Below are 21,606 nucleotides of genomic sequence, written 5' to 3' on the forward strand. Positions count from 1 at the left end.
GGGTGTTGCGATGCCCGGTTCCACGAAGACCATGGGAGTGCTCACCGTCGGCGGCCTGGTGATGGTCACGGCCTACACGGTGGCGCTCGGCAGCAGCGGCTGGCTGTGGTTCGGCTGGGTGGTGCTCGGCCTGATCACGCTCGCGATGGTGGCGTCGCGCCCCACCTGACGCGCCTCATCCGGTGCGGCCCCTCCGGCGCCGCACCGCTCACTCGCGGGGCAGCCGCCCCGCCGAGTGCACACCTGGCTGGTACTTCGGCAACCGGGCGGTGATCTTCATGCCCGCGCCCGGCGCGGTCTCGATGACGAGGCCGTAGTCGTCGCCGTACACCTGCCGCAGGCGGTCGTCGACGTTGGAGAGGCCGATGCCGTCCGAGGGGCTGGCCTCGCCGGCGAGGATGCGGCGCAGCCGGGCGGGGTCCATGCCCGGGCCGTCGTCCTCGATGACGACGAGCGCCTCGGCGCCCGCGTCCTGCGCGGTGATGCTGATCCGGCTCTTGTCGACCTTGCCGGAGCCGCCCTCCAGGCCGTGCTTCACGGCGTTCTCGACGAGCGGCTGCAGGCAGAGGAAGGGCAGGGTCACCGGCAGTACCTCGGGGGCGATCTGCAGGGTGACCGCGAGGCGGTCGCCGAAGCGTGCCCGGACCAGCGCCAGGTAGTGGTCGATGGCGTGGAGTTCGTCGGCGAGGGTGGTGAAGTCGCCGTGCCTGCGGAACGAGTAGCGGGTGAAGTCGGCGAACTCCAGCAGGAGCTCGCGGGCCCGCTCGGGGTCGGTGCGGACGAACGAGGCGATCACCGCGAGCGAGTTGAAGATGAAGTGCGGGGAGATCTGCGCCCGCAGCGCCTTGATCTCGGCCTCGATCAGCCGCGTACGGGACTGGTCGAGATCGGCGAGTTCCAGCTGCACCGAGACCCAGCGGGCGACTTCCCCGGTGGCCCGGACGAGCACGGCGGACTCGCGGGGCGCACAGGCGACGAGCGCCCCGTGCACCCGGTCGTCGACGGTCAGCGGAGCGACGACGGCCCAGCGCAGCGGGCAGTACGGCTCGTCGCAGGCCAGGCGGAACGCCTCGCCGCGGCCGGTCTCCAGGGGCCCGCCGATGCGCTCCATGATCTGCTCCCGGTGGTGCTCGCCGACGCCTTCCCAGGCCAGGACGGTGTCCTGGTCGGTGAGGCAGAGCGCGTCGGTGCCGAGCAGGGTGCGCAGCCGCCGCGCGGACTTGCGGGCCGTCTCCCCGGTCAGGCCCGCGCGCAGCGGGGGCGCGGCGAGCGACGCGGTGTGCAGGGTCTCGAAGGTGGCGTGCTCGACGGGGGTGCCCAGGCCGCCGGGGCTCGGTGAGCGGGCGGTGCGCCGGCCGAACCAGAAGCCGGCCGCGAGCAGCGGCAGCACGGCCACGCAGAGTCCCGCCAGGAATCCGCTCATGCCTTGATCTCCTTGGCCTCGGTGCGTACCTGCCCCCCGGCCAGTTCCTCGGGGAGGTGGAAGCGGGCGAGGATCGCCGCCGTCCCGGCCGGTACCCGGCCGGGCGTCGCCAGCGACACCAGCACCATGGTGAGGAATCCCAGAGGCACCGACCACAGGGCCGGCCAGGCGAGGAGCGCGTGCAGCGAGCCCGTGCCGGGGAAGCCGGCCATGGTGGCGGCGACCGCGAGGAGCGCCGAGCCGCCGCCGACGAGCATCCCGGCGGCCGCGCCGGGCGGGGTGAGCCGGTGCCACCAGATGCCGAGGACGAGCAGCGGGCAGAACGACGACGCGGACACCGCGAAGGCGAGCCCCACGGCGTCGGCGACGGGCAATCCGCCCACGAGCATGCTCGCCGCGAGCGGCACGATCATGGACAGGACCGTGCCGAGCCGGAAGTGCCGTACGCCGCGGGAGGGCAGGACGTCCTGGGTGAGCACGCCCGCCACCGCCATGGTGAGGCCCGAGGCCGTGGACAGGAACGCGGCGAAGGCCCCGCCGGCCACCAGCGCGCCGAGCAGGTCCCCGCCGAGGCCGCCGATCACCCGGTCGGGCAGCAACAGGACGGCCGCGTCGGCGTCCCCGGTCAGGGTCAGCTCCGGGGCGTACAGGCGGCCCAGCGCGCCGTAGACGGGCGGCAGCAGGTAGAAGGCTCCGATCAGGCCGAGCACGGCGACGGTGGTGCGGCGGGCGGCCACCCCGTGCGGGCTGGTGTAGAAGCGGACGACGACGTGCGGCAGCCCCATGGTGCCGAGGAAGGTGGCGAGGATCAGTCCGTACGTGGCGTACAGCGGGCGTTCCTCGCGGCCCGCGGCGAGCGAGGTGGACATGCCGCCGTTGCTGACACGGTCGGCGACGGGCACGGGGTCGCCCCGTGTGAAGGTCAGCCGGGTGCCCCGCTCGATGCGGTGGACGCCGGTGGGCAGTTCGATCCGCTCGTCCTCGTACCGGATGCCGTCGACCGTGCCGTCCGCGGTCACGGTCAGGGGTCCGCCGAGTTTCAGGTCCAGGCCGGCGTCGACCCGCACGACGCGGTGCTCGCGGAACCTGGCCGGTTCGTCGAAGGCGGGGCGCGGCGCGCCGTCGTCCTGCCAGGCGAGGACGAGGAAGAGCGCGGGGACGAGCAGCGCGGTGAGCTTGAGCCAGTACTGGAATGCCTGGACGAACGTGATGCTGCGCATGCCGCCCGCGGCGACGGTCGCCACCACGACGACCGCGACGATCACGCCGCCCAGCGACTTGGACGCCCCGGTCAGCACGTTGAGGGTCAGTCCGGCGCCCTGGAGCTGGGGCAGGAGGTACAGCCAGCCGACGCCGACGACGAAGGCTCCGGCCAGCCGGCGCATGCCCTGCGAGGCGAGCCGTGCCTCGGCGAAGTCGGGCAGGGTGTACGCGCCGGAACGGCGCAGCGGGGCCGCGACGAAGATCAGCAGGACGAGGTAGCCCGCGGTGTAACCGACCGGGTACCAGAGCATGTCCGGGCCCTGGACGAGGACGAGGCCCGCGATGCCGAGGAAGGAGGCGGCGGAGAGGTACTCGCCGCTGATGGCGGCCGCGTTCAGCCGGGGGCCGACCGTGCGCGAGGCCACGTAGAAGTCCGAGGTGGTGCGGGAGATGCGCAGGCCGAAGGCGCCGACGAAGACGGTCGCGACGACCACGAGCGCGACCGCCGGAACGGCGTAGTTCTCGTTCACGGGCGGTTCTCGTTCACGGGCGGTTCTCGTTCACGGGCGGTTCTCGTTCACGGGCTTCTCGTTCACGGGCGGTTCTCGGTCACAGGCTTCTCTGTCACGGGTCAGCGGTCCTCGACGAGGCGGACGAAGTCCTTCTCGTTGCCGTCGGCGCGGCGCACGTACCAGCTGGCGAGCAGCACCAGCGGCGGGTAGACGCAGAACCCGAGCACGACCCATTCGAGGCGGGAGCTGTCGCCGAGCACGGTGAACACCAGGGGCAGCGGGCCCACGAGGAGAACGAGGACGCCGAAGACGGTGAGCGCGGCCCGCAGCTGGCTGCGCATCAGGGAGCGGACGTAGGTGTGGCCGAGCGTGGTCTGCTCGTCGATCTCGGTCCGCGGCCGGTAGCGGCTCAGCGGGCGCGTCCGTCGCGGCGGGCCGGTGACGACGACCCGGCGGTCGGTGGGACCACGGCGGTCCGTGGGCTCGTGCGGCACCTGCGGCCTCCTCAGCTCGCGGTCCGGCGCATCAGCAGGTCCCGCAGCTCCCGTGCGTGACGGCGGCTGACCTGGAGTTCGACCGAGTCGACCAGGACGGACACGGTACCCGCGTCCAGGCGCAGTTCGCTGATGTGACCGAGCGCGACGAGATGACGGCGGTGGATGCGGACGAAACCGCGGGAGCGCCAGCGTTCCTCGAGGGTGGAGAGCGGGATGCGGACGAGATGCCTGCCCTGGGCGGTGTGCAGCCGCGCGTAGTCGCCGTGGGCCTCGACATGGGTGATGTCCTCGACGGCGACGAAGCGGGTCACTCCGCCGAGTTCCACGGGTATGTGGTCGGGGTCGGGTTCGTGCACGGGTATCGGCGGGACCGCGTCCATCTGCTCGACGGCCCGGCGGACGGCCTCGGCCAGCCGCTCCCTGCGGACCGGCTTCAGGACGTAGTCGACGGCCTTGAGGTCGAACGCCTGGACGGCGAACCCCTCGTGGGCGGTGACGAACACGACGAGCGGCGGTTTGGCGAACCCGGCGAGCAGCCGCGCCATGTCGAGCCCGTCGAGACCGGGCATGTGGATGTCGAGGAAGACGACGTCGATTCCCTCGTGGCCGCCGGGGCCGCTCTCCAGGGCGCGGTTGATGCGGCGCAGCGCCGCCGTGGCGTCGCTCGCGCCCTCGACGCTGCTCACCCGTGGATCGGCGTCCAGCAGGTAGAGCAGCTCTTCGAGGGAGGGTGGTTCGTCGTCGACGGCGAGGGCGCGCAGCATGAACCCGGAGTGTAGGAGCAATTCGTACGCCTGCACATGCCCGCACATGCGGCGGGCAAGCTCGGCGGGGCTGGATACAGTGCCCGCATGAGACCTCCGTCCGCCTCCTTCGACGATCTCGACCGGAAGATCGTGACGGCTCTGATGGTGAACGCCCGTACGAGCTTCGCCGAGATCGGCGCGGCGATCGGGCTGTCCGCCACGGCGGTCAAGCGCCGGGCCGACCGGCTGCGGGAGACGGGCGTGATCACCGGGTTCACGGCGACGGTGAAACCGGCCGCGCTGGGCTGGCGTACGGAGGCGTACGTGGAGGTGTACTGCGAGGGCGCGGCGCCGCCGCGGCGGCTCGCCGAGGTGGTGCGCAACCATCCGGAGATCACGGCGGCGATGACGGTGACCGGTGGCGCGGACGCGCTGCTGCATGTGCGGGCCCGGGACGTGGAGCACTTCGAGGAGGTGCTCGAACGGATCCGGGTGGAGCCGTTCATCCGCAAGACGGTCAGCTTCATGGTGCTGTCCCACCTCCTGCCGGAGAGCCCGGAGGCGGGGGCGAACCAGCCCGCTCCGGAGGCGTAGCAGCCTGCTCCGGAGGTCCGCCAGGCAGTTCCGGAAGCCCTGCAGCGCGCTCCGGGGGCTCGGCAGCGGTCCTGGCGGACCGGGTCACGCAGCAAACGTGCGTCGAGGCGCCCCGACACGCAGCGTTCCTGCGGTGGTGCGCAATTCCTGATCCTTGTCGCACCCCTGCCCCGTTTCCTACCGTTGAGGCATCCCACTCCACACCGCAGGAAAGCGGAGGAACCCCTCTGTGCCCATGAGCCGTGTGCCGCGCCCCAGACGATTCCTGGTCTGCGAACCCAGACACTTCGCCGTGCAGTACGCCATCAATCCCTGGATGCACGAGGACACACAGGTCGACGTCGATCTGGCCAGGGGCCAGTGGGCGGAGCTGATCCGTGTCTACCGCGCCCACGGCCACACCGTCGACAGCGTGGAACCGGTCGCCGGCCTGCCGGACATGGTCTTCGCCGCGAACTCGGCCCTGGTCGTGGCCGGCCGGGTCTTCGGCTCGCTCTTCCACGCACCGCAGCGCCGCCCGGAGTCGACGGCGTACGAGTCGTGGTTCAAGAACGCGGGCTTCGACGTCTACCGCTCCGAGGCGGTGTGCGAGGGCGAGGGCGACCTGGTCCTCGTCGGGCGCCATCTGCTGGCCGGCACCGGGTTCCGCACGGAGCGGGCCGCCCACCACCAGGTGCAGGAGTTCTTCGGCGTCCCCACGGTCAGCCTCCAGCTGGTGGACCCGCGCTTCTACCACCTCGACACCGCGCTGTTCGTGCTCGACGACGGCCCCGAGGCGAACATCGCCTACTACCCGGAGGCGTTCTCCGCGGGCAGCCGCGAGGTGCTGCGCCGGCTCTTCCCGGACGCGGTGATCGCCCGCCAGGAGGACGCGATGGTGTTCGGGCTGAACTCCGTCTCGGACGGCCGCCACGTCTTCATCGCGCCGCGTGCCGAGGCCCTCGCGGGCGAACTCGAACGCCACGGCTATGTTCCCGTCCCCGTCGACCTGTCGGAGTTCCAGAAGGCCGGCGGCGGCATCAAGTGCTGCACTCAGGAGATCCGCTCATGACTGTCGCGCCCAGCCGTTCCCTGCGCTCGTCCGCCGAGCTGATCCGCGCCGAGGAACCCGTCCTCGCGCACAACTACCACCCGCTGCCCGTGGTCGTCGCCCGCGCCGAGGGCGCCTGGGTGGAGGACGTCGAGGGCCGCCGCTACCTGGACATGCTGGCCGGTTACTCGGCGCTCAACTTCGGGCACCGCCACCCGGCCCTGATCGCGGCGGCGCACCGGCAGCTCGACGAGCTGACGCTGACCTCGCGCGCTTTCCACAACGACCGGCTGGCCGGTTTCGCCGAGTCGTTGGCCGCGCTGACCGGCCTGGACATGGTGCTGCCGATGAACACCGGCGCCGAGGCCGTGGAGAGCGGCATCAAGGTCGCCCGCAAGTGGGCGTACGACGTGAAGGGCGTCGCGCCGGACCGGGCGACGATCGTGGTGGCCGCCGACAACTTCCACGGCCGTACGACGACGATCGTGAGCTTCTCCACCGACGAGACGGCCCGTACGGGGTTCGGCCCCTTCACACCGGGTTTCCGGGTGGTCCCGTACAACGACCTCGCCGCGCTCGAGTCGGCGGTCGACGAGACGACCGCGGCCGTGCTGATCGAGCCGATCCAGGGTGAGGCGGGGGTCGTCATCCCCGACGACGGCTACCTGCGGGGGGTGCGCGAGCTGACCCGGCGGGCCGGGTGCCTCTTCGTCGCCGACGAGATCCAGTCGGGTCTCGGGCGCACGGGCCGCACCCTGGCCGTGGAGCACGAAGGGGTCGTGCCGGACCTGCTGCTGCTGGGCAAGGCGCTCGGCGGGGGCATCGTGCCGGTCTCCGCGGTCGTCGGGCGGCGCGAGGTGCTCCAGGTGCTGCGGCCGGGCGAGCACGGCTCGACGTTCGGCGGCAACCCGCTGGCCGCGGCGGTCGGCTCGGCGGTGGTGGAGCTGCTGGAGACCGGCGAGTTCCAGCGCAGGGCCGAGGAGTCGGGCGTGGTCCTGCGCGACGGCCTGACGGCGCTCGTCGGCAAGGGGGTGCGGGGTTTCCGGGCGCGCGGGCTGTGGGCGGGCGTCGACATCGACCCCGCTCTCGGTACGGGCCGCGAGATCAGCGAGCGCCTGATGCACGAGGGGATCCTGGTGAAGGACACCCACGGCTCGACGATCCGGCTCGCCCCGCCCCTGACGATCACGGCCGACGAACTGCGAACGGCCCTCGACGCCCTGGAGACGGTTCTGGACAAGGCGTCCGGGACGCCCCTTCAGGGGCGCGGGGAACTGCGCGAGCAGCCCCCACTCACCTGAGCCCGGCACACGACCCGGTCCCGGCGCTCAGGGCACCCGCCCTGGCCGCCGGGACCGGACCGTCGAAACCGCCGCTCAGCCGTCCAGGCGGCTGCGCAGCAACCGCTTCCCCAGCTCCGCACCCTTACGGCTGTCGGCCTGCGCCTTGCGGAACAGGTCCGCGACCTCGGTGTCCTTCTCGCGCTCGGCGTCCTGGATGTAGGACTCGAGCCGAAGGGCGTTGCTCAGACATGCCTCGACGTACCAGATCAGGTTGTAGTCCTTGTCCGGTGTACCCGTGGTTCCACCGGCCTCCGTGTCACTGGTCATGGTGAACCTCCTCGGAATCCTGTCGTGCCGAACCGGGTGGCCGCGGCGAGAAGACCCGTGCGGCACCCGTGTGGAGCAGCCGACGGGTACCCGGGCGGGCGGACCGTACACGGCTGTCGGGCGGACGGGTCACAGTGCCGTACCGAAGCGGTGCCAGACCCGGTGCTCGCCCATGAGGGACGTGATCTGCTCCAGGGCGCCCGAGCCGCTGTCCGCGGTCACCACGCCCGCGGCGTCGGCGGGGATCCCCGCCCCGGAGAGCACCGCGTCGGCCCCGGCCCATCCCCCGATGGCCTTGCCGTGCCGGAACGCCTCGGTCAGCAGCAGCGAGATCCGCGGGTCGGCGACCCCGTCGAGCCCGGCGTCCCCGGCCTTGGCGTCCCGCGCCCCGAAGGCGTCCTTGCCCGGTCCGGGGACCCCCGCCACCAGGATCGCGTCGAACTCCACCGAGCGGGCGGTGGCGAAGGTGCGCTGCACCTGCACCGGCTCGCCCTCCGCGTCGAGCTTCCCGCCGACGGGCCCGATCACCAGCGGCACCATGCCGGCGCCCAGAACCGCCTCACGGACCGTGCGGACCCCGTCGAGGTCGGCGTGCTCGTCGGCGACGATGCCGATGATCCGGCCGTCCAGCGGCCAGGTCCCGCCGATCTGGGAGAGCGCGGGGCTCGGCTCGACCGACCCGAGCGGCACGGTCGGCTGCGGCGCGGGCAGCCCGAGCCCGACGGCCACCTGCTCGCACAGCTCGGAGTCGATGTTGGCGAGCACCTGCAGCGCCCGCTCCTTGATCGTCTGCTCGTAGCACTTGTTCAGCTCGAAGGTGTAGGCGGAGACGATGTGCTCGCGCTCCACCGGCGTCATGCTGAGCCAGAACAGCCGGGGCTGGCTGAAATGGTCCGCGAACGAGACCGGCGCCTCACGCACCTTGTGCGCGCGCGGAACCTCCACCGGCGTCTCGATGTACGCGCCGGTGTCCGCCCCCGCCAGGAACGGGCAGCCCCCGTCGAGCGAGTTGGGCTTGTAGGGCGCGGTGCCGGTGTGCACGGCCGTCTGGTGCATGCCGTCCCGCAGCATGTCGTTGACGGGGGCGTGCGGGCGGTTGATCGGGAGCTGCGCGAAGTTCGGCCCGCCCAGCCTGCTGATCTGCGTGTCCAGGTAGGAGAAGAGCCGGCCGGCGAGCAGCGGGTCGTCGGTGACGTCGATACCGGGGACGAGGTGGCCGACGTGGAAGGCGACCTGCTCGGTCTCGGCGAAGAAGTTGGTGGGATTGGCGTTCAGGGTGAGCAGCCCGATCGGCTGGACGGGCGCCAGCTCCTCCGGGACGATCTTCGTCGCGTCCAGCAGGTCGATGCCCTCGAAGGTCTGCTCGGGGGTGTCCGGGAAGACCTGGACGCCGAGTTCCCACTGCGGGTACGCGCCGGCCTCGATGGCGTCGTACAGGTCGCGGCGGTGGAAGTCGGGGTCGACGCCGCCGGTGATCTGCGCCTCCTCCCACGTCTGGGAGTGCACGCCGAGCTTCGGCTTCCAGTGGAACTTGACCAGCGTGGTGCCGCCCTCGGCGTTCACGAGCCGGAAGGTGTGGACGCCGAAGCCCTCCATCGTCCGGTAGGAGCGCGGGATGCCCCGGTCCGACATGTTCCACAGCGTGTGGTGGGTGGCCTCGGTGTGCAGGGTCACGAAGTCCCAGAAGGTGTCGTGGGCGCTCTGAGCCTGCGGGATCTCGCGGTCCGGGTGCGGCTTTCCGGCGTGGATGACGTCCGGGAACTTGATGGCGTCCTGGATGAAGAAGACCGGGATGTTGTTGCCGACCAGGTCGAAGGTGCCCTCGGAGGTGTAGAACTTCGTCGCGAAGCCCCGGGTGTCGCGGACCGTGTCCGCCGACCCGCGCGAACCGAGGACGGTCGAGAACCGCACGAACACCGGTGTCTCGACCCCGTCCTGGAGGAAGGCGGCCTTGGTGACCTTCGCGGCGGTGCCGTACCCCTGGAAGATCCCGTGTGCGGCGGCGCCACGGGCGTGCACGACCCGCTCCGGGATGCGCTCGTGGTCGAAGTGGGTGATCTTCTCCCGCAGGTGGTGGTCCTGGAGGAGCACCGGACCGCGGGCGCCGGCCTTGAGGGAGTGGTCGGTGTCGGGGAGCCGGGCGCCCTGGGCCGTGGTCAGATATGCCTCTCCCTGGGCCCGTACGTCCGGGTCCGCGCCCGTCGGCCGTCCGGTGGGGCCGACGTACGCGGGCGCGCCCTGGTCGGCCTTCGGCGGCAGCGGCGGCTCGGGGGCGGTCGGCTCGTCGACCGGCGGTGTCCGCACACCGGGCTTGCCGGGCACGCCGTCCGCCGGGCCCTCCCCGCGCAGGGCGTCGGCGGCCTTCGCCGCCACGGCCTTCAACGGGTTCTTCTCAGTCATCGCGTCTCCAAGCGTCAGGGGACCGGCTGGGTACCCCCGACGCCCGGAGCGAACCATCACCCACCAGCGGTTTTCAGCATTTCTCAGCCTTTTACCGCCGCTTGGGGGAAGGCCGCGGATCCGGGTCCCACCGGATCCGCGGCCGGTCCGTCAGGGGTGCTCCGGCCGCCGTGGATCGGACATGCTCGGACACCTCCGTCGTTCGTCAGACCTGACCGTCGGCCTGGTCATCGGCGTCGTCCCGGTCGCCCTCGGCCTGGGAGGGCGTGGTCTGCCGCACCGGTCGCTGACCGGTCTGCTCGTCGCCGGACGGGCCCGCGGCCTCGTCGTCCCGGTCTCCCTCCGCCTGGGACGGGGTGGCTTCCTGCGTCATCGCTGCTCCTCTCGTCACTGCTCGGGCGGTCGTCGTCACGGCTTCAGGAGGGTCTTGACCATTCCGTCCTCCTTGGCCTGGAACATCGCGTACGCCTTCGGCGCGTCCTCCAGCGGCATGGTGTGCGTCTTGAACGTGTCCACGCCGAGCGGGTCCTCGTCCGTGAGCAGCGGCAGGATGTCGTCCACCCAGCGCCACACGTTGGCCTGGCCCTGGCGCACCTGGATCTGCTTGTCGAACATCGTCAGGAGCGGCATCGGGCTGACCGCTCCGCCGTAGACACCGGAGATGGAGAGCGTGCCGCCGCGGCGGACGAGTTCGATGCCGGCGTACAGGGCTCCCAGCCTGTCGATTCCCGCCTTCTCCATCAGCGGCTGCGCCACCGCGTCGGGCAGCAGGCCGGTGACCCACTGGGCCGCCTTGGCGAACGGTGTGCCGTGCGCCTCCATGCCGACGGCGTCGATGACGGCGTCGGTCCCGCGCCCGTCGGTGAGGTCCCTGATGGCGTCCGCCAGGTCCTTTCCGTTCATGCGGGCGTCGAAGCAGGTGACTCCGTGGGCGCTGGCGCGCATGAGGCGCTCCTTGACCAGGTCCACGCCGATGACGAGACCGGCGCCGCGGTGCCGGGCGATCCGGGTCGCCATGTCACCGATCGGTCCGAGACCCAGCACGGTGACGCTGCCGCCGGGGGGAATCGCCGCGTAGTCCACCGCCTGCCACGCGGTGGGCAGGACGTCGGAGAGGTAGACGTAGCGGTCGTCGGCCGGCCCCTCGGGGACCTTGATGGGGAGTTTGTTGCCGAACGGCACCCGCAGGAACTCCGCCTGTCCGCCCGGTACCTGCCCGTACAGCTTGGTGTATCCGAACAGGGAGGCGCCGCTGTTGCGTTCGCGCACCTGGGTCGTCTCGCACTGCGAGTGCAGCCCTTGGTCGCACATGTAGCAGTCGCGGCAGGAGACGTTGAAGGGGATGACCACCCGGTCGCCGGGGGCCAGGGCGGTGACGTCGGGTCCCACTTCCTCCACGATGCCCATCGGCTCGTGACCGAGGATGTCGCCGGGGTCGATGAAGGGGCCGAAGAGTTCGTACAGGTGGAGGTCGGAACCACAGAGTCCGGTCGTCGTGATCCTGACGATGATGTCGTCGGGCTTCTCGATCCGCGGATCGGGGACGGTCTCCACGCGGACATCACGTTTCCCCTGCCAGGTCAGTGCACGCATGGTGGGACTCCTCCAGCGATCGTGGTTCACTTCCGCCGCCCGAGTCCCCTTTCTTCGGTTTCCGACACTCGCCGGTACAGGGAAAGCGTCCGTTCCGATCTTCGGGCGCCGGGTACCCGGCGCCCGAAGGGTGCCCGAGGGGGCGCCCACCAGGATCGAACGGAAGGAAGCATCACTTGTGGCATGCCCTCACCCGGGAGGCCGTCTCCGTCGGGCGTTCGGTGCGCAGGTGCGTCACGGAGGCCGGGCCGGAGCGCGACACCGCGGTCCAGTCCCTCAAGGCGGCGGGTGCCGCCCTGCTGGCCTGGGCGCTGGCCGGCTGGTGGTGGAACGCGCCGATGGCGCTCCTGGCGCCGTGGACCGCGCTGTTCCTGGTGCAGAGCACCGTCTACCGCTCCCTGCTGTCGGCCCTGCAGCAGGTGGTGGTGGTCCTCACCGGCACCCTGCTCGCCGCCGGCGCCCTCGTGCTGACCCACCACACGATGGCCGCGATGGCGCTGGCCCTCCCCCTCGCCGTGCTGCTCGGCAACTACGCACGGCTCGGCAACCAGGGCCTCTACGCGCCGACGGCCGCGCTGTTCGTCCTCGTCCAGGGCTCGTACAGCGGGTTCGACATCCTGCACCGGCTCCTGGAGACCCTGCTGGGCGCGGTCATCGGCATCGCCGTGAACGCCCTCGTCCTGCCGCCGGTCCACTCCCGTCAGGTCCACCATGTGCGCCGCCGGCTGCCGCAGGACTGCGCCGACCTGCTGCACCGGGTCGCCGACGGTATCGAGACGTCGTACGACGAGGAGCGGGCCCGCGACTGGTACGACGGGGCCGTGCGGCTGGCCGACGTGGTGACGGAACTGCGGACCGCGCGCAGTTGGTCGGACGAGAGCTACCGCTACAACCCGGGGCGCAGGCTGCGCCGTTCGGCGAGCGCGCCGCCGCCCGCCGACTGGGACTTCACCTGGGACCGGATCACCGAGCACATACGGGCGATCACGCGCTCGCTGTCGGAGGCCGTGTCGCTGCCGGACTCCGTGCCGGGCATCCTGTCGCCGCTGCTGCGGGCGTCCGGTGACGTCCTGTCCTCGCGGGACGACGCGGCCGACGAGCGCCGCCGAGCCCTGGACACGGCGGTCGCGGCCCATCACCGGCTGGCCGCGGCGCTCGCGGTCAGCGGTCTGCAGGCCGCGCCCGCGCTGGGCGGTCTGACGGCGGACACCCAGCGGCTGCTGGACGACCTGTCCGCGCTGGTCGACGCGTGGGACGGCGACGCCTCGCACGACGGTGACCCCTCACAGGACGGCGACGCCTCGCGGGGCGGTGGCGTCTCGCACGACGGTGGCGCCTCGCGGGACGAGCGGCAGCCGAGCCACGGCTGAGCGTCCGGCTCCTCCCGGGCCGCGGGCCGGGAGCAGCCGAAGACGGCCGGGGCGGGCGGGACGGGCGAGGCGGGCGGGAACGAGCCACCCGCCGGGCCGGCGGGTGGTGCAGGACGATGCCACCGGGTCAGCATGAGTCCGATCGGGGGCGGTTACAGGGGCCGACGCCTGGACATACACTGGCGTCCCGCAGCACACCTCTTGACCAGCTAGAACGCGGCGGTTGAGCCGATCCGGCGAAGCGAGGAGCGACCCGTTGTTCTATTACGTTCTCAAGTACGTGCTTTTGGGACCGCTGTTGCGGCTGGTCTTCCGGCCCCGGATCCAGGGGCTGGAGCACGTACCGGCGACGGGGGCGGCCATCGTCGCGGGCAATCACCTCTCGTTCGCGGACCACTTCCTGATGCCGGCGATCCTCAAACGGCGCATCACGTTCCTCGCCAAGGCCGAGTACTTCACGGGCCCCGGCATCAAGGGCCGGCTGACCGCGTTCTTCTTCCGCAGCGTCGGGCAGATCCCGGTGGACCGCTCCGGCAAGGAGGCGGGCAAGGCCGCCATCCGTGAGGGTCTGGGTGTGCTGAGCAAGGACGAGCTGCTCGGCATCTACCCGGAGGGCACCCGCTCGCACGACGGCCGCCTCTACAAGGGCAAGGTCGGCGTCGCGGTGATGGCGCTCAGGGCCGAGGTGCCCGTCATCCCGTGCGCGATGATCGGCACCTTCGAGGCCCAGCCCCCGGGCCGCAAGATCCCGAAGGTCCACCCCGTGTCGATCCGCTTCGGGGAGCCCCTCGACTTCTCCCGCTATGCCGGCATGGAGAACGAGAAGGCGATCCTGCGCGCCATCACCGACGAGATCATGTACGCGATCCTCACCCTCTCCGAGCAGGAGTACGTGGACCGGTACGCCTCGGACGTGAAGGCGGCGGAGGCCGCGGAGAAGGCCGCCCTGGCGAAGGGCCGCAGGTTCCCGCGCCTGCCGCAGCGCTGACGCCCACGGCCGCCCGGTTCGACCAGGCGGCCGAGGCCGTCCGGCTCGCGGGCCGGGACGTCTGAGGAGCGGGACACGGGAGGGGGCGGCCGGTCGACGGCCGCCCCCTCCACTGAATGTGCCGGGTCGCGCTACGGCTTGGGCGTGGCGTGCGGCGCGCACGTCACGTCTGCCGCCCCGACCTTGCCGGTGAGCAGGTAGGTGTCCACCTTCTCGTTGACGCACGGGTTGGTCAGCCCCGTCACGCCGTGCGAGCCGGCGTCCCTCTCGGTGATCAGCCGGGAGCCCTTGAAGCGCTTGTGCAGCTCGACGGCGCCCCCGTACGGGGTGGCCGCGTCACGCGTGGACTGCACGATCAGGACGGGCGGCAGGCCCTTGCCTGTCCGTACGTCCACCGGGGTCTGCTGCTTGGCGGGCCAGGTCGCGCACGGCAGGTTCAGCCAGGCGTTGGCCCAGGTCATGAACGGGTAGTTCTTGTGCAGCCTGCTGTTGTCGCGGTCCCACTTCTTCCAGCTGGTGGGCCACTTGGCGTCGGTGCACTCGACGGCCGTGTAGACGGCGTTGCCGTTCTCCGAGGCGATGTTGCCCGCGGTGTCGGAGAGGTCCGGCGCGGCCGCGTCGACGAGCGCCTGGGTGTCACCGGCGACGTACTTGCTGAAGACGGTCGCGACCGGCACCCACGACGAGTCGTAGTACGGCGCGCTCTGGAAGAAGCCGATGAGCTCGGCCGGGCCGACGACTCCGCCGATGGGGTTCTTCTTGGCGGTGGCGCGCAGTTGCAGCCACTGGGCCTGGACCTCGGCCCGCGTGTCGCCGAGGTGGAAGGCCGCGTCGTTCCGGGCGACCCAGTCCTGCCAGTCCTTCCAGCGCGTCTCGAAGGCGACGTCCTGGTCGAGGTTGGCCTCGTACCAGATCTTCTCGCGCGACGGGTTGACCACACTGTCCGCGACCATGCGGCGCACGTGCGTCGGGTACATCGTGCCGTAGACGGCGGCGATGTACGTGCCGTACGAGACACCGAGGAAGTTGAGCTTCTTCTCGCCGAGCGCGGCCCGGATGACGTCGAGGTCGCGCACGGTGTTCGGGGTCGTCATGTGCGGCAGCATCGCGCCGCTGCGCTCGGCGCAGCCGGCCGCGTACTCGGCGGCCAGCTTCCGCTGGACGCGCTTGTCGGCCTCGGAGTCCGGCACCGGGTCCGGCTTGGGGGCCTTGACGAACTCCTGCGGGTCGGCGCAGGAGATGGGCGCCGAGTGGCCGACACCGCGCGGGTCGAAGCCCACGAAGTCGTACGCCTTGGACGTCTTCACCCAGAGCGGGTTCTTGGTGGTGACCCGCAGCGGGAAGCGCAGCCCGGAGCCGCCGGGGCCGCCCGGGTTGTAGACCAGGGCACCCTGGCGCTCCGCCTTGGTGCCCGTGCTGCCGATGCGGTCCACGGCGATCTTGATCTTCTTGCCGTTGGGCTTCGCGTAGTCGAGCGGCACGGTGACCCACCCGCACTGGACGGGCTTGGCGATCCCCCAGTCGGCCGGACAGTCCGCCCAGTCGATGCCGGCCTTGGCCGCGCGGGCCGCAGCGAGCTCGGCACCGCGGGCCTGAGCGTCCTGGCCGTGCTGGCCGTGCCGTCCCTGACGGATGTCCGCGCTGGCCGTCGGGGCCGCGACGGCACCGGCTATCAGCGTCGCGGTGACAAGCGCTCCGGCCGAGCCGAACGCCGTCACCCTTCTCATACCTCTCAAGAGAGTCTCCCCCTGCTGTCGTGTGCTGACGTCGTGGTCGATACGGGGGATCCTTTCGGCTGTGAGGTCCCTGAGAACAGGGGCGAACTACCTTCTTTGCCAATCCGATAACCGGAACATCTCTGTCCGTTGAGCGGTGCTGTTCCTCTCCGCCGTACGTCATCCGAGAAAGTGCAGGGCCTCGTCGAGGGTGCGGCGCAGCCGCAGCGCGTCGGGGGCGAGGGCGGTCACCAGGGCGCCGGGCCCCGCGAGCGGGGTGAGTGCGGCGTACTCCCCCAGCAGCCGCGGCTCGACCGGCTGCCACGCGTACTCCGGCCGTACGACGAGCAGCTGACCCAGCGCGCGATGCCCGGCGAGCACGGCGGGCCCATCCCATCCGCCCGGCGCCCCGGGACCGCAGGCGAGCTCCTGGTCGAGCAGGGGCCGCCCGTCGAGCAGGACGGTGAGCCGGCTGGTGAGCCTCCCCGGCTCTTCGCCGGCCCGCCCGAGGACCTGTTCCTCGCGCAGCGTCAGCCAGGCGCCCGCCACGAGATCGACATGTGTCGTGAGGCGCAGATCACTCCCCTTCGCGGAGATCAACTGCTCTGGCAGCCAGCACAGTTCGGCGTCGGCGGCAACTTTGAGCCGTACGTCGTACCGCGCCTCCCCCGCGGCCTGTCCCGGCAGCGCGATGGTGGCCGCGGCCGATCCGACGTGCAGGCGTGCCCCTTCGGCCACGTCGGCCGTCACGGTGAAGTGGTCGCCGCCCAGGGGCCCGCTCATCGCGCCGACCAGCAGGACCCTGGCCTCGGAACCGCCGGCCCGGGTCCGGCGCGGGGCGAGCGGGCCCTCGCCCCGCAGGGTGGGGAGCACGGTGCGGCCCCGGCCGTCCCCGCGGGCATCGATCCGCGCGGTGGCCCGAACTCCGACCGCTCCGCCCGTCATGCCGCCCACGCCGCGAGCTGCCCCCGTACCCAGGCGGCGACGTCCCCGACCCCGCCGTCGCCCCGCAACGACTGGAACACGACCGGCAGCGCCGACCGCTGCGCCTTCGCGTCGGCGGCCATCCGCGCGAGGTCCGAACCGACGTGGGGCGCCAGGTCCGTCTTGTTGACCACGAGCAGGTCGGCGGTGGTGACGCCGGGCCCGCCCTTACGGGGGATGTCGTCCCCGCCCGCCACGTCGATCACGAAGATCTGCGCGTCGACGAGCCCCTTGGAGAAGGTCGCCGTCAGGTTGTCGCCCCCCGACTCGACGAGGATCAGATCCAGCGGCCCGACCTCGTCCTCCAGGTCCTCGACCGCTTCGAGGTTCGCGGAGATGTCGTCCCGGATCGCCGTGTGCGGGCATGCCCCGGTCTCGACGGCGGTGATCCGCTCGGGCGGCAGCACCGCCTCACGCAACAGGAACTCGGCGTCCTCGCGCGTATAGATGTCATTGGTGACCACGGCCAGCGACCACTCGTCGCGCAGCGCCCGGCAGAGCGCGGCCACGGTAGCGGTCTTCCCGGATCCGACGGGCCCCCCGAGCCCGATCCGCAGAGCCCGCCGCCGCCCGTCGGCCCGCCGGGCATCGGCACTGACGGCGGAGGGTCCGTCGTGGGTGTGGTGGTGATCGAGATGCATACCCGGCTCCAACTCCTCGTGCGCTGTGTGCTCTGTCGTCTTGTCAGCCCGTCCGGCGTTTGAGGACGAGCGCGCCGGCGCGATGGCGGGGGTCCGGGGGCGGCAGCCCCCGGGGACGGGTCGGGTAGGGGCGGCGGGGGCGAGGAACCCTACGAAGCGAACAACCGCACCCCCCACCCCGCATGCGCCTCCGCCCCGACCTCCAGCAGCGGAGCGGACCCCGCGGGCAGCACCCCCACCCCCCGCGCCCCCACACACCGCGCGGCCCCGACGGCCCGCTCCACCACCCGGTCGACCTCAGGACTCAGCCGCGCCAACACCCCACTCGCATCGAAGGGATCAAGACTCAGCAACCGCACCACAGCCGTCGCCGGCCCACTGACACCCTCGTACGCGGCGCAGTACGCCGCGTCCTGAGCCCCGAGCCCCGCGGCCCGGGCCGTCAGGCCGAGGACGACAGGCTGATGGGCCCCCTTGGGGAACTCCGCGGCCAGCGCGTCGAGTTCGGGCGAGGGCCAGGTGGCCCGCGCGGCCCGCACCAACTGCCGCCCGAGCCTGCGTGCGGCCACCCGCAGGGCGAGGGACGGCGTACGGGCGTCCGCGGCACCGTCCAGTTCCACCGGATCGACGCCGAGGGCGGCCGCCGCGGCGAGCGAGGCCGACACGAGTCCGGCCGTGTGCAGCCGGCCCCTGCAGAACTCCTCCAGGTCCGCCGCCCCGGTGATCCGGCCGGCCTTGACCGCCGCCTCGGCCCCGCCGGAGTGGGCATGCCCTCCGGCGGGGAACCGGCCGTCGGCCAGGACGAGCAACGCAGCACGCGACATGACGAACCTCAGAATCAGAACAGGAAATACCGCTGGGCCATGGGCAGTTCGGCCGCGGGAGTGGCCTCCACCAGCTCCCCGTCGATGGTGACGGCGAAGCTGTCGGGATCGACCCGTACCTCCGGCCGCGCGTCGTTCTCCCGCATGTCCGCCTTGGTCACCCCGCGCGTCGACTCGATCGGCACGAACCGCTTCCCGAGCCCCAGCCGCTCCGGCAGCCCGTCCTCGACGGCGAGGGGCGCCACGAAGTTGAAGGAGTTGGCCGCGGGGGCCCGGCCGATCGCCCCGAACATCGGCCGGGGAAGGATCGGCTGCGGGGTGGGGATGGACGCGTTGGCGTCGCCCATCTGCGCGTACGCGATCTGCCCGCCCTTGACGACGAGGTGCGGCTTCACCCCGAAGAAGGCGGGTTCCCACAGCACCAGGTCGGCGAGCTTGCCCGTCTCGACGGAGCCGATCTCGCGGGCGAGGCCCTGCGCGACGGCGGGGTTGATCGTGTACTTGGCGACATAGCGACGTACCCGGCGGTTGTCCGCGCGACCGTCCCCCGGCAGCGCTCCCCGGCGCCGCTTCATGACGTGCGCGGTCTGCCAGGTCCGCATGACGACCTCGCCGACACGCCCCATCGCCTGCGAGTCGGAGGAGATGATCGAGATGGCGCCGAGGTCGTGCAGGATGTCCTCGGCCCCGATGGTGGTGGGCCGGATCCGGGACTCCGCGAAGGCGAGGTCCTCGGGCACGGCGGCGTTCAGGTGGTGGCAGACCATCAGCATGTCGAGGTGTTCCTCGGCGGTGTTGACGGTGTAGGGCCGGGTCGGGTTGGTCGAGCTGGGCAGCACGTGCGCCTCGGACACCACGGTCATGATGTCCGGCGCGTGCCCGCCTCCGGCGCCCTCCGTGTGGTACGCGTGGATCGTGCGCCCCGCGATGGCGGCGAGCGTGTCGGCCACGAACCCGGCCTCGTTGAGGGTGTCCGTGTGGATGGCGATCTGGACGCCGGTCCGGTCCGCGACGGTGAGCGCGGCGTCGATGACGGCGGGCGTGGAGCCCCAGTCCTCGTGGAGCTTGAGACCGAGCGCGCCACCGCGCAGCTGCGACAGCATCGCCTCCTCGGAGACGGTGTTGCCCTTCCCCAGCAGCCCGATGTTGAGCGGGTACGCCTCCATCGCCGCCAGCATCCGGGCGAGATGCCAGGGGCCCGGTGTGACGGTGGTGGCCTTGGACCCCTCGGCGGGGCCGGTGCCGCCGCCGACGAGCGTGGTGATGCCCGAGGCGAGGGCCTCGTCCGCGATCTGCGGGCAGATGAAGTGCACGTGGGCGTCGATGGCACCGGCCGTCAGGATCCGCCCGTTGCCGGCGATGATCTCGGTCTCCGGGCCGATCACCAGGTCCGGGTGCACCCCGTCCATGGTGTCGGGGTTGCCGGCCTTGCCGATGCCGGTGATCCGGCCGTCGCGGATGCCGACGTCGGCCTTGACGATCCCCCAGTGGTCGACGATCACGGCACCCGTGACGACCGTGTCCGGGGTGCCGTCGGCGCGCGTGGCGCGGGCCTGGCCCATGGACTCGCGGATGACCTTTCCGCCTCCGAACACGGCCTCGTCACCGGCGCGGCCGGGGCCGCCGGAACGGTCCTCCTCGACCTCGATCAGGAGGTCGGTGTCGGCGAGCCTGATGCGGTCGCCGGTGGTGGGGCCGAACAGGTCCGCGTACGCGGCACGCGAGATCTCAGGCATCGAGGGCCCCTCCGGTCTCGCCGCGCAGGCCCGGTACGAACCGGGCGCCGGCGATCGGGACGAGTTCGACCTCGACGGGGATGCCGGGCTCGAAGCGCACGGCGGTGCCGGCGGCGACGTTCAGCCGCTTGCCGCGGGCGGCGGCGCGGTCGAAGCGGAGACCCGGGTTGGCCTCGGCGAAGTGGTAGTGGGAGCCGACCTGGACGGGCCGGTCGGCGGCGTTGAGGACGGTGAGCCGGGTGACGGCGAGACCTTCGTTGAAGGCGACGGGCCCGTCGGCGAACAGGATCTCTCCGGGGATCATGGCTGCCGCTCCCCCGTCAGACGATCGGGTCGTGGACGGTGACGAGCTTGGTGCCGTCGGGGAACGTGGCCTCGACCTGCACGTCGTGGATCATCTCGGGGATGCCCTCCATGACGTCCTCACGGGTGAGGACCGTGCGTCCGGAGGCCATCAGCTCGGCGACGGTTCGGCCGTCCCGGGCTCCTTCGAGGATGTGCGAGGTGATCAGGGCGACGGACTCGGGGTGGTTCAGTCTCAGACCCCGGGCCCGGCGTTTCTCCGCCACATCGGCGGCCACATGGATGAGCAGTCTCTCCTGCTCGTGCGGCGTCAGTTGCACGGCGTCCACCTCACAGTCCTCACGCGCGAAACCCCTGGTGACACGGTGCTGCAGGCTAGTTCCGCAGCGTTTCCATCACGTTAACCGCCCCACCGGAACCACGGGAATCCATGCCGCCGGCCCTCTGAGGGGCGCGGAGAACTGCGCGACCAGCCACACGCGCCCCGCAGCCGACGTCACTCACACCCGCCCCCGACCCTCCGCCCTCCGGGGACCCGGCGGAGCAACTACCGGGGAGCCTCCACACTCATCAGGGCGCGCAGCCCGTCCTGCAACACCTCCACCGGCGCGGTCCCGAACAGCGCCTGCTGCGCGGCGAACCCCTGCGCCGCGGCGATCAGCGTCCGCGCGACATGCTCGGCGGGGACGTCCGCCCGCATCACCCCGGCCTCCTGATACCCCTCGACGATCCGCACCCACGCCTCGCGCACGGTGCCGAACCCCTCACGCAGCACCGCGGACAGCTCACCGTCGCGGAGGGTCTCCGTCCAGACCTGGATCATCAGCCGGGGGAAGGATTCCTCTCCGTCCCAGCGCAGACCGTGCTTCGCCTCGCCCCCGAGCCCCAGCACCTGGGTCATGACCCGCCCCACGAGCACGTCGGGCATCGGCGGTGGCGTGTGCCGGGCGGCGTCCTCGAAGGCTTCGCGGATCTCCCCGAGCACCTCCGTGACGATGGCGGCGATCAGCTCGTCCTTACCACTGAAGTAGCGGTAGACCGCCCCCGCGGAGAGGTTCACCTCCTTCAGCACGTCCTGCATCGACGTGGCGTGGAAGCCGTTCCGGGCGAAGCAGCGGGCGGCGCCGTCCAGAATCTGGCGGCGCCGGGCGTCCAGGTGTTCCTGCGATACGCGAGCCATGCGTCGAAACTAAAACGAACATTCCTTCTTGACAAGCTCCGTTACCGGCAGGACAGTAGCCCTGCAACTAAAACGAACGATCCTTCTTTTTGAGTGAGCGCGCCGGACACGCCGCGCGCACACCCACACCGCACCGGTCCGACCGGGCCCACACGGCACCGGCCGAAAGCCCGAGCACCACCCACCACCCGTTCACACCGAGGGAAGAAGCATGTCCGCCACCTCCGCTACGCCCGCCGCGACCAGGCCGGAGCCGT

General features: G+C 71.7%; 22 protein-coding genes. 6 read left to right on the forward strand and 16 right to left on the reverse strand.

The window, feature by feature from the left end:
* The first annotated feature begins 10 nt into the window (after window positions 1–10).
* Window positions 11–169 carry a hypothetical protein gene (locus ACFYXC_RS25310; RefSeq protein WP_107018800.1) on the forward strand — a complete coding sequence of 53 codons (159 nt, stop codon included), beginning with the start codon at window positions 11–13 and terminating at the stop codon, window positions 167–169.
* Between the two features lie 39 nt (window positions 170–208).
* Here the strand turns inward: ACFYXC_RS25310 and ACFYXC_RS25315 are convergent, their stop codons facing one another.
* From ACFYXC_RS25315 to ACFYXC_RS25330, 4 genes are all read right to left on the reverse strand, one after another.
* Entirely contained in the window at window positions 209–1,423 is a 1,215-nt protein-coding gene (locus ACFYXC_RS25315) for a histidine kinase (RefSeq protein ID WP_388921383.1), read from the reverse strand.
* Window positions 1,420–3,156: a cation acetate symporter gene (locus tag ACFYXC_RS25320; RefSeq protein ID WP_389554144.1), complete on the reverse strand. Its 1,737-nt coding sequence runs from the start codon at window positions 3,154–3,156 to the stop codon at window positions 1,420–1,422. Before ACFYXC_RS25320 ends, ACFYXC_RS25315 begins: the two co-directional genes overlap by 4 nt.
* 101 nt (window positions 3,157–3,257) lie before the next feature.
* A complete protein-coding gene (locus ACFYXC_RS25325; protein ID WP_389554145.1) occupies window positions 3,258–3,632 on the reverse strand; it encodes a hypothetical protein in 375 nt (124 codons plus the stop codon).
* 11 nt (window positions 3,633–3,643) lie between these two features.
* On the reverse strand, window positions 3,644–4,399 hold the full coding sequence (locus tag ACFYXC_RS25330; RefSeq protein WP_389554146.1) for a LytR/AlgR family response regulator transcription factor: 756 nt from the start codon (window positions 4,397–4,399) through the stop codon (window positions 3,644–3,646).
* A gap of 87 nt (window positions 4,400–4,486) precedes the next feature.
* On the opposite strand from ACFYXC_RS25330, the gene ACFYXC_RS25335 reads away from it, so the two are divergent.
* The 3 genes from ACFYXC_RS25335 to rocD all read left to right on the forward strand — a co-directional run bounded on the left by ACFYXC_RS25335 (window position 4,487) and on the right by rocD (window position 7,306).
* On the forward strand, window positions 4,487–4,975 hold the full coding sequence (locus ACFYXC_RS25335) for an Lrp/AsnC family transcriptional regulator (RefSeq protein ID WP_389554147.1): 489 nt from the start codon (window positions 4,487–4,489) through the stop codon (window positions 4,973–4,975).
* Between the two features lie 229 nt (window positions 4,976–5,204).
* Window positions 5,205–6,026, forward strand: coding sequence for a dimethylargininase (ddaH, locus tag ACFYXC_RS25340; RefSeq protein WP_389554148.1), 822 nt, complete (start codon window positions 5,205–5,207; stop codon window positions 6,024–6,026).
* A complete protein-coding gene (rocD, locus tag ACFYXC_RS25345) occupies window positions 6,023–7,306 on the forward strand; it encodes an ornithine--oxo-acid transaminase (protein ID WP_389554149.1) in 1,284 nt (427 codons plus the stop codon). Before ddaH ends, rocD begins: the two co-directional genes overlap by 4 nt.
* Window positions 7,307–7,381: 75 nt before the next feature.
* Here rocD and ACFYXC_RS25350 read toward each other — a convergent pair whose 3' ends face one another.
* The 4 genes from ACFYXC_RS25350 to ACFYXC_RS25365 form a co-directional block, all read right to left on the reverse strand.
* Window positions 7,382–7,615 (reverse strand): hypothetical protein, encoded by a 234-nt coding sequence (locus tag ACFYXC_RS25350; RefSeq protein WP_388921362.1) that lies wholly within the window; start codon window positions 7,613–7,615, stop codon window positions 7,382–7,384.
* A 129-nt stretch (window positions 7,616–7,744) separates the two neighbouring features.
* A complete protein-coding gene (locus ACFYXC_RS25355) occupies window positions 7,745–10,015 on the reverse strand; it encodes a catalase (RefSeq protein WP_389554150.1) in 2,271 nt (756 codons plus the stop codon).
* Window positions 10,016–10,220: 205 nt separating this feature from the next.
* A complete protein-coding gene (locus ACFYXC_RS25360) occupies window positions 10,221–10,388 on the reverse strand; it encodes a hypothetical protein (protein WP_389554151.1) in 168 nt (55 codons plus the stop codon).
* Window positions 10,389–10,423: 35 nt separating this feature from the next.
* A complete protein-coding gene (locus ACFYXC_RS25365; protein WP_389554152.1) occupies window positions 10,424–11,608 on the reverse strand; it encodes an alcohol dehydrogenase catalytic domain-containing protein in 1,185 nt (394 codons plus the stop codon).
* A 176-nt stretch (window positions 11,609–11,784) separates the two neighbouring features.
* On the opposite strand from ACFYXC_RS25365, the gene ACFYXC_RS25370 reads away from it, so the two are divergent.
* Together ACFYXC_RS25370 and ACFYXC_RS25375 are read left to right on the forward strand one after the other, a co-directional pair.
* Window positions 11,785–12,978: an aromatic acid exporter family protein gene (locus ACFYXC_RS25370; RefSeq protein WP_389554153.1), complete on the forward strand. Its 1,194-nt coding sequence runs from the start codon at window positions 11,785–11,787 to the stop codon at window positions 12,976–12,978.
* 256 nt (window positions 12,979–13,234) lie between these two features.
* Entirely contained in the window at window positions 13,235–13,966 is a 732-nt protein-coding gene (locus tag ACFYXC_RS25375; RefSeq protein ID WP_389554154.1) for a lysophospholipid acyltransferase family protein, read from the forward strand.
* Window positions 13,967–14,097: 131 nt separating this feature from the next.
* Here ACFYXC_RS25375 and ACFYXC_RS25380 read toward each other — a convergent pair whose 3' ends face one another.
* The 8 genes from ACFYXC_RS25380 to ACFYXC_RS25415 all read right to left on the reverse strand — a co-directional run bounded on the left by ACFYXC_RS25380 (window position 14,098) and on the right by ACFYXC_RS25415 (window position 21,349).
* Window positions 14,098–15,693, reverse strand: a complete 1,596-nt coding sequence (locus tag ACFYXC_RS25380; protein WP_389554155.1) for an alpha/beta hydrolase — start codon at window positions 15,691–15,693, stop codon at window positions 14,098–14,100.
* A gap of 168 nt (window positions 15,694–15,861) precedes the next feature.
* Window positions 15,862–16,626, reverse strand: a complete 765-nt coding sequence (locus ACFYXC_RS25385) for an urease accessory protein UreD (RefSeq protein ID WP_389554156.1) — start codon at window positions 16,624–16,626, stop codon at window positions 15,862–15,864.
* Window positions 16,623–17,306 (reverse strand): urease accessory protein UreG, encoded by a 684-nt coding sequence (gene ureG, locus ACFYXC_RS25390; protein WP_389554157.1) that lies wholly within the window; start codon window positions 17,304–17,306, stop codon window positions 16,623–16,625. The genes ACFYXC_RS25385 and ureG overlap by 4 nt, the downstream gene beginning before the upstream one ends.
* Window positions 17,307–17,455: 149 nt before the next feature.
* Window positions 17,456–18,130, reverse strand: a complete 675-nt coding sequence (locus ACFYXC_RS25395) for an urease accessory protein UreF (protein ID WP_389554158.1) — start codon at window positions 18,128–18,130, stop codon at window positions 17,456–17,458.
* 14 nt (window positions 18,131–18,144) lie between these two features.
* Complete coding sequence (locus tag ACFYXC_RS25400) at window positions 18,145–19,866, reverse strand: urease subunit alpha (RefSeq protein ID WP_388921332.1); 1,722 nt, start codon at window positions 19,864–19,866, stop codon at window positions 18,145–18,147.
* Window positions 19,859–20,170, reverse strand: coding sequence for an urease subunit beta (locus ACFYXC_RS25405; RefSeq protein WP_389554159.1), 312 nt, complete (start codon window positions 20,168–20,170; stop codon window positions 19,859–19,861). The genes ACFYXC_RS25400 and ACFYXC_RS25405 overlap by 8 nt, the downstream gene beginning before the upstream one ends.
* A gap of 16 nt (window positions 20,171–20,186) precedes the next feature.
* Entirely contained in the window at window positions 20,187–20,489 is a 303-nt protein-coding gene (locus tag ACFYXC_RS25410) for an urease subunit gamma (protein WP_388921603.1), read from the reverse strand.
* 227 nt (window positions 20,490–20,716) lie between these two features.
* The gene (locus ACFYXC_RS25415) at window positions 20,717–21,349 is read right to left on the reverse strand and encodes a TetR/AcrR family transcriptional regulator (protein ID WP_388921326.1); all 633 of its coding nucleotides are present in this window, start codon (window positions 21,347–21,349) and stop codon (window positions 20,717–20,719) included.
* Between the last annotated feature and the right edge of the window lie 257 nt (window positions 21,350–21,606).

The organism is Streptomyces sp. NPDC002701, assembly GCF_042889045.1.
GTDB lineage: Bacteria > Actinomycetota > Actinomycetes > Streptomycetales > Streptomycetaceae > Streptomyces.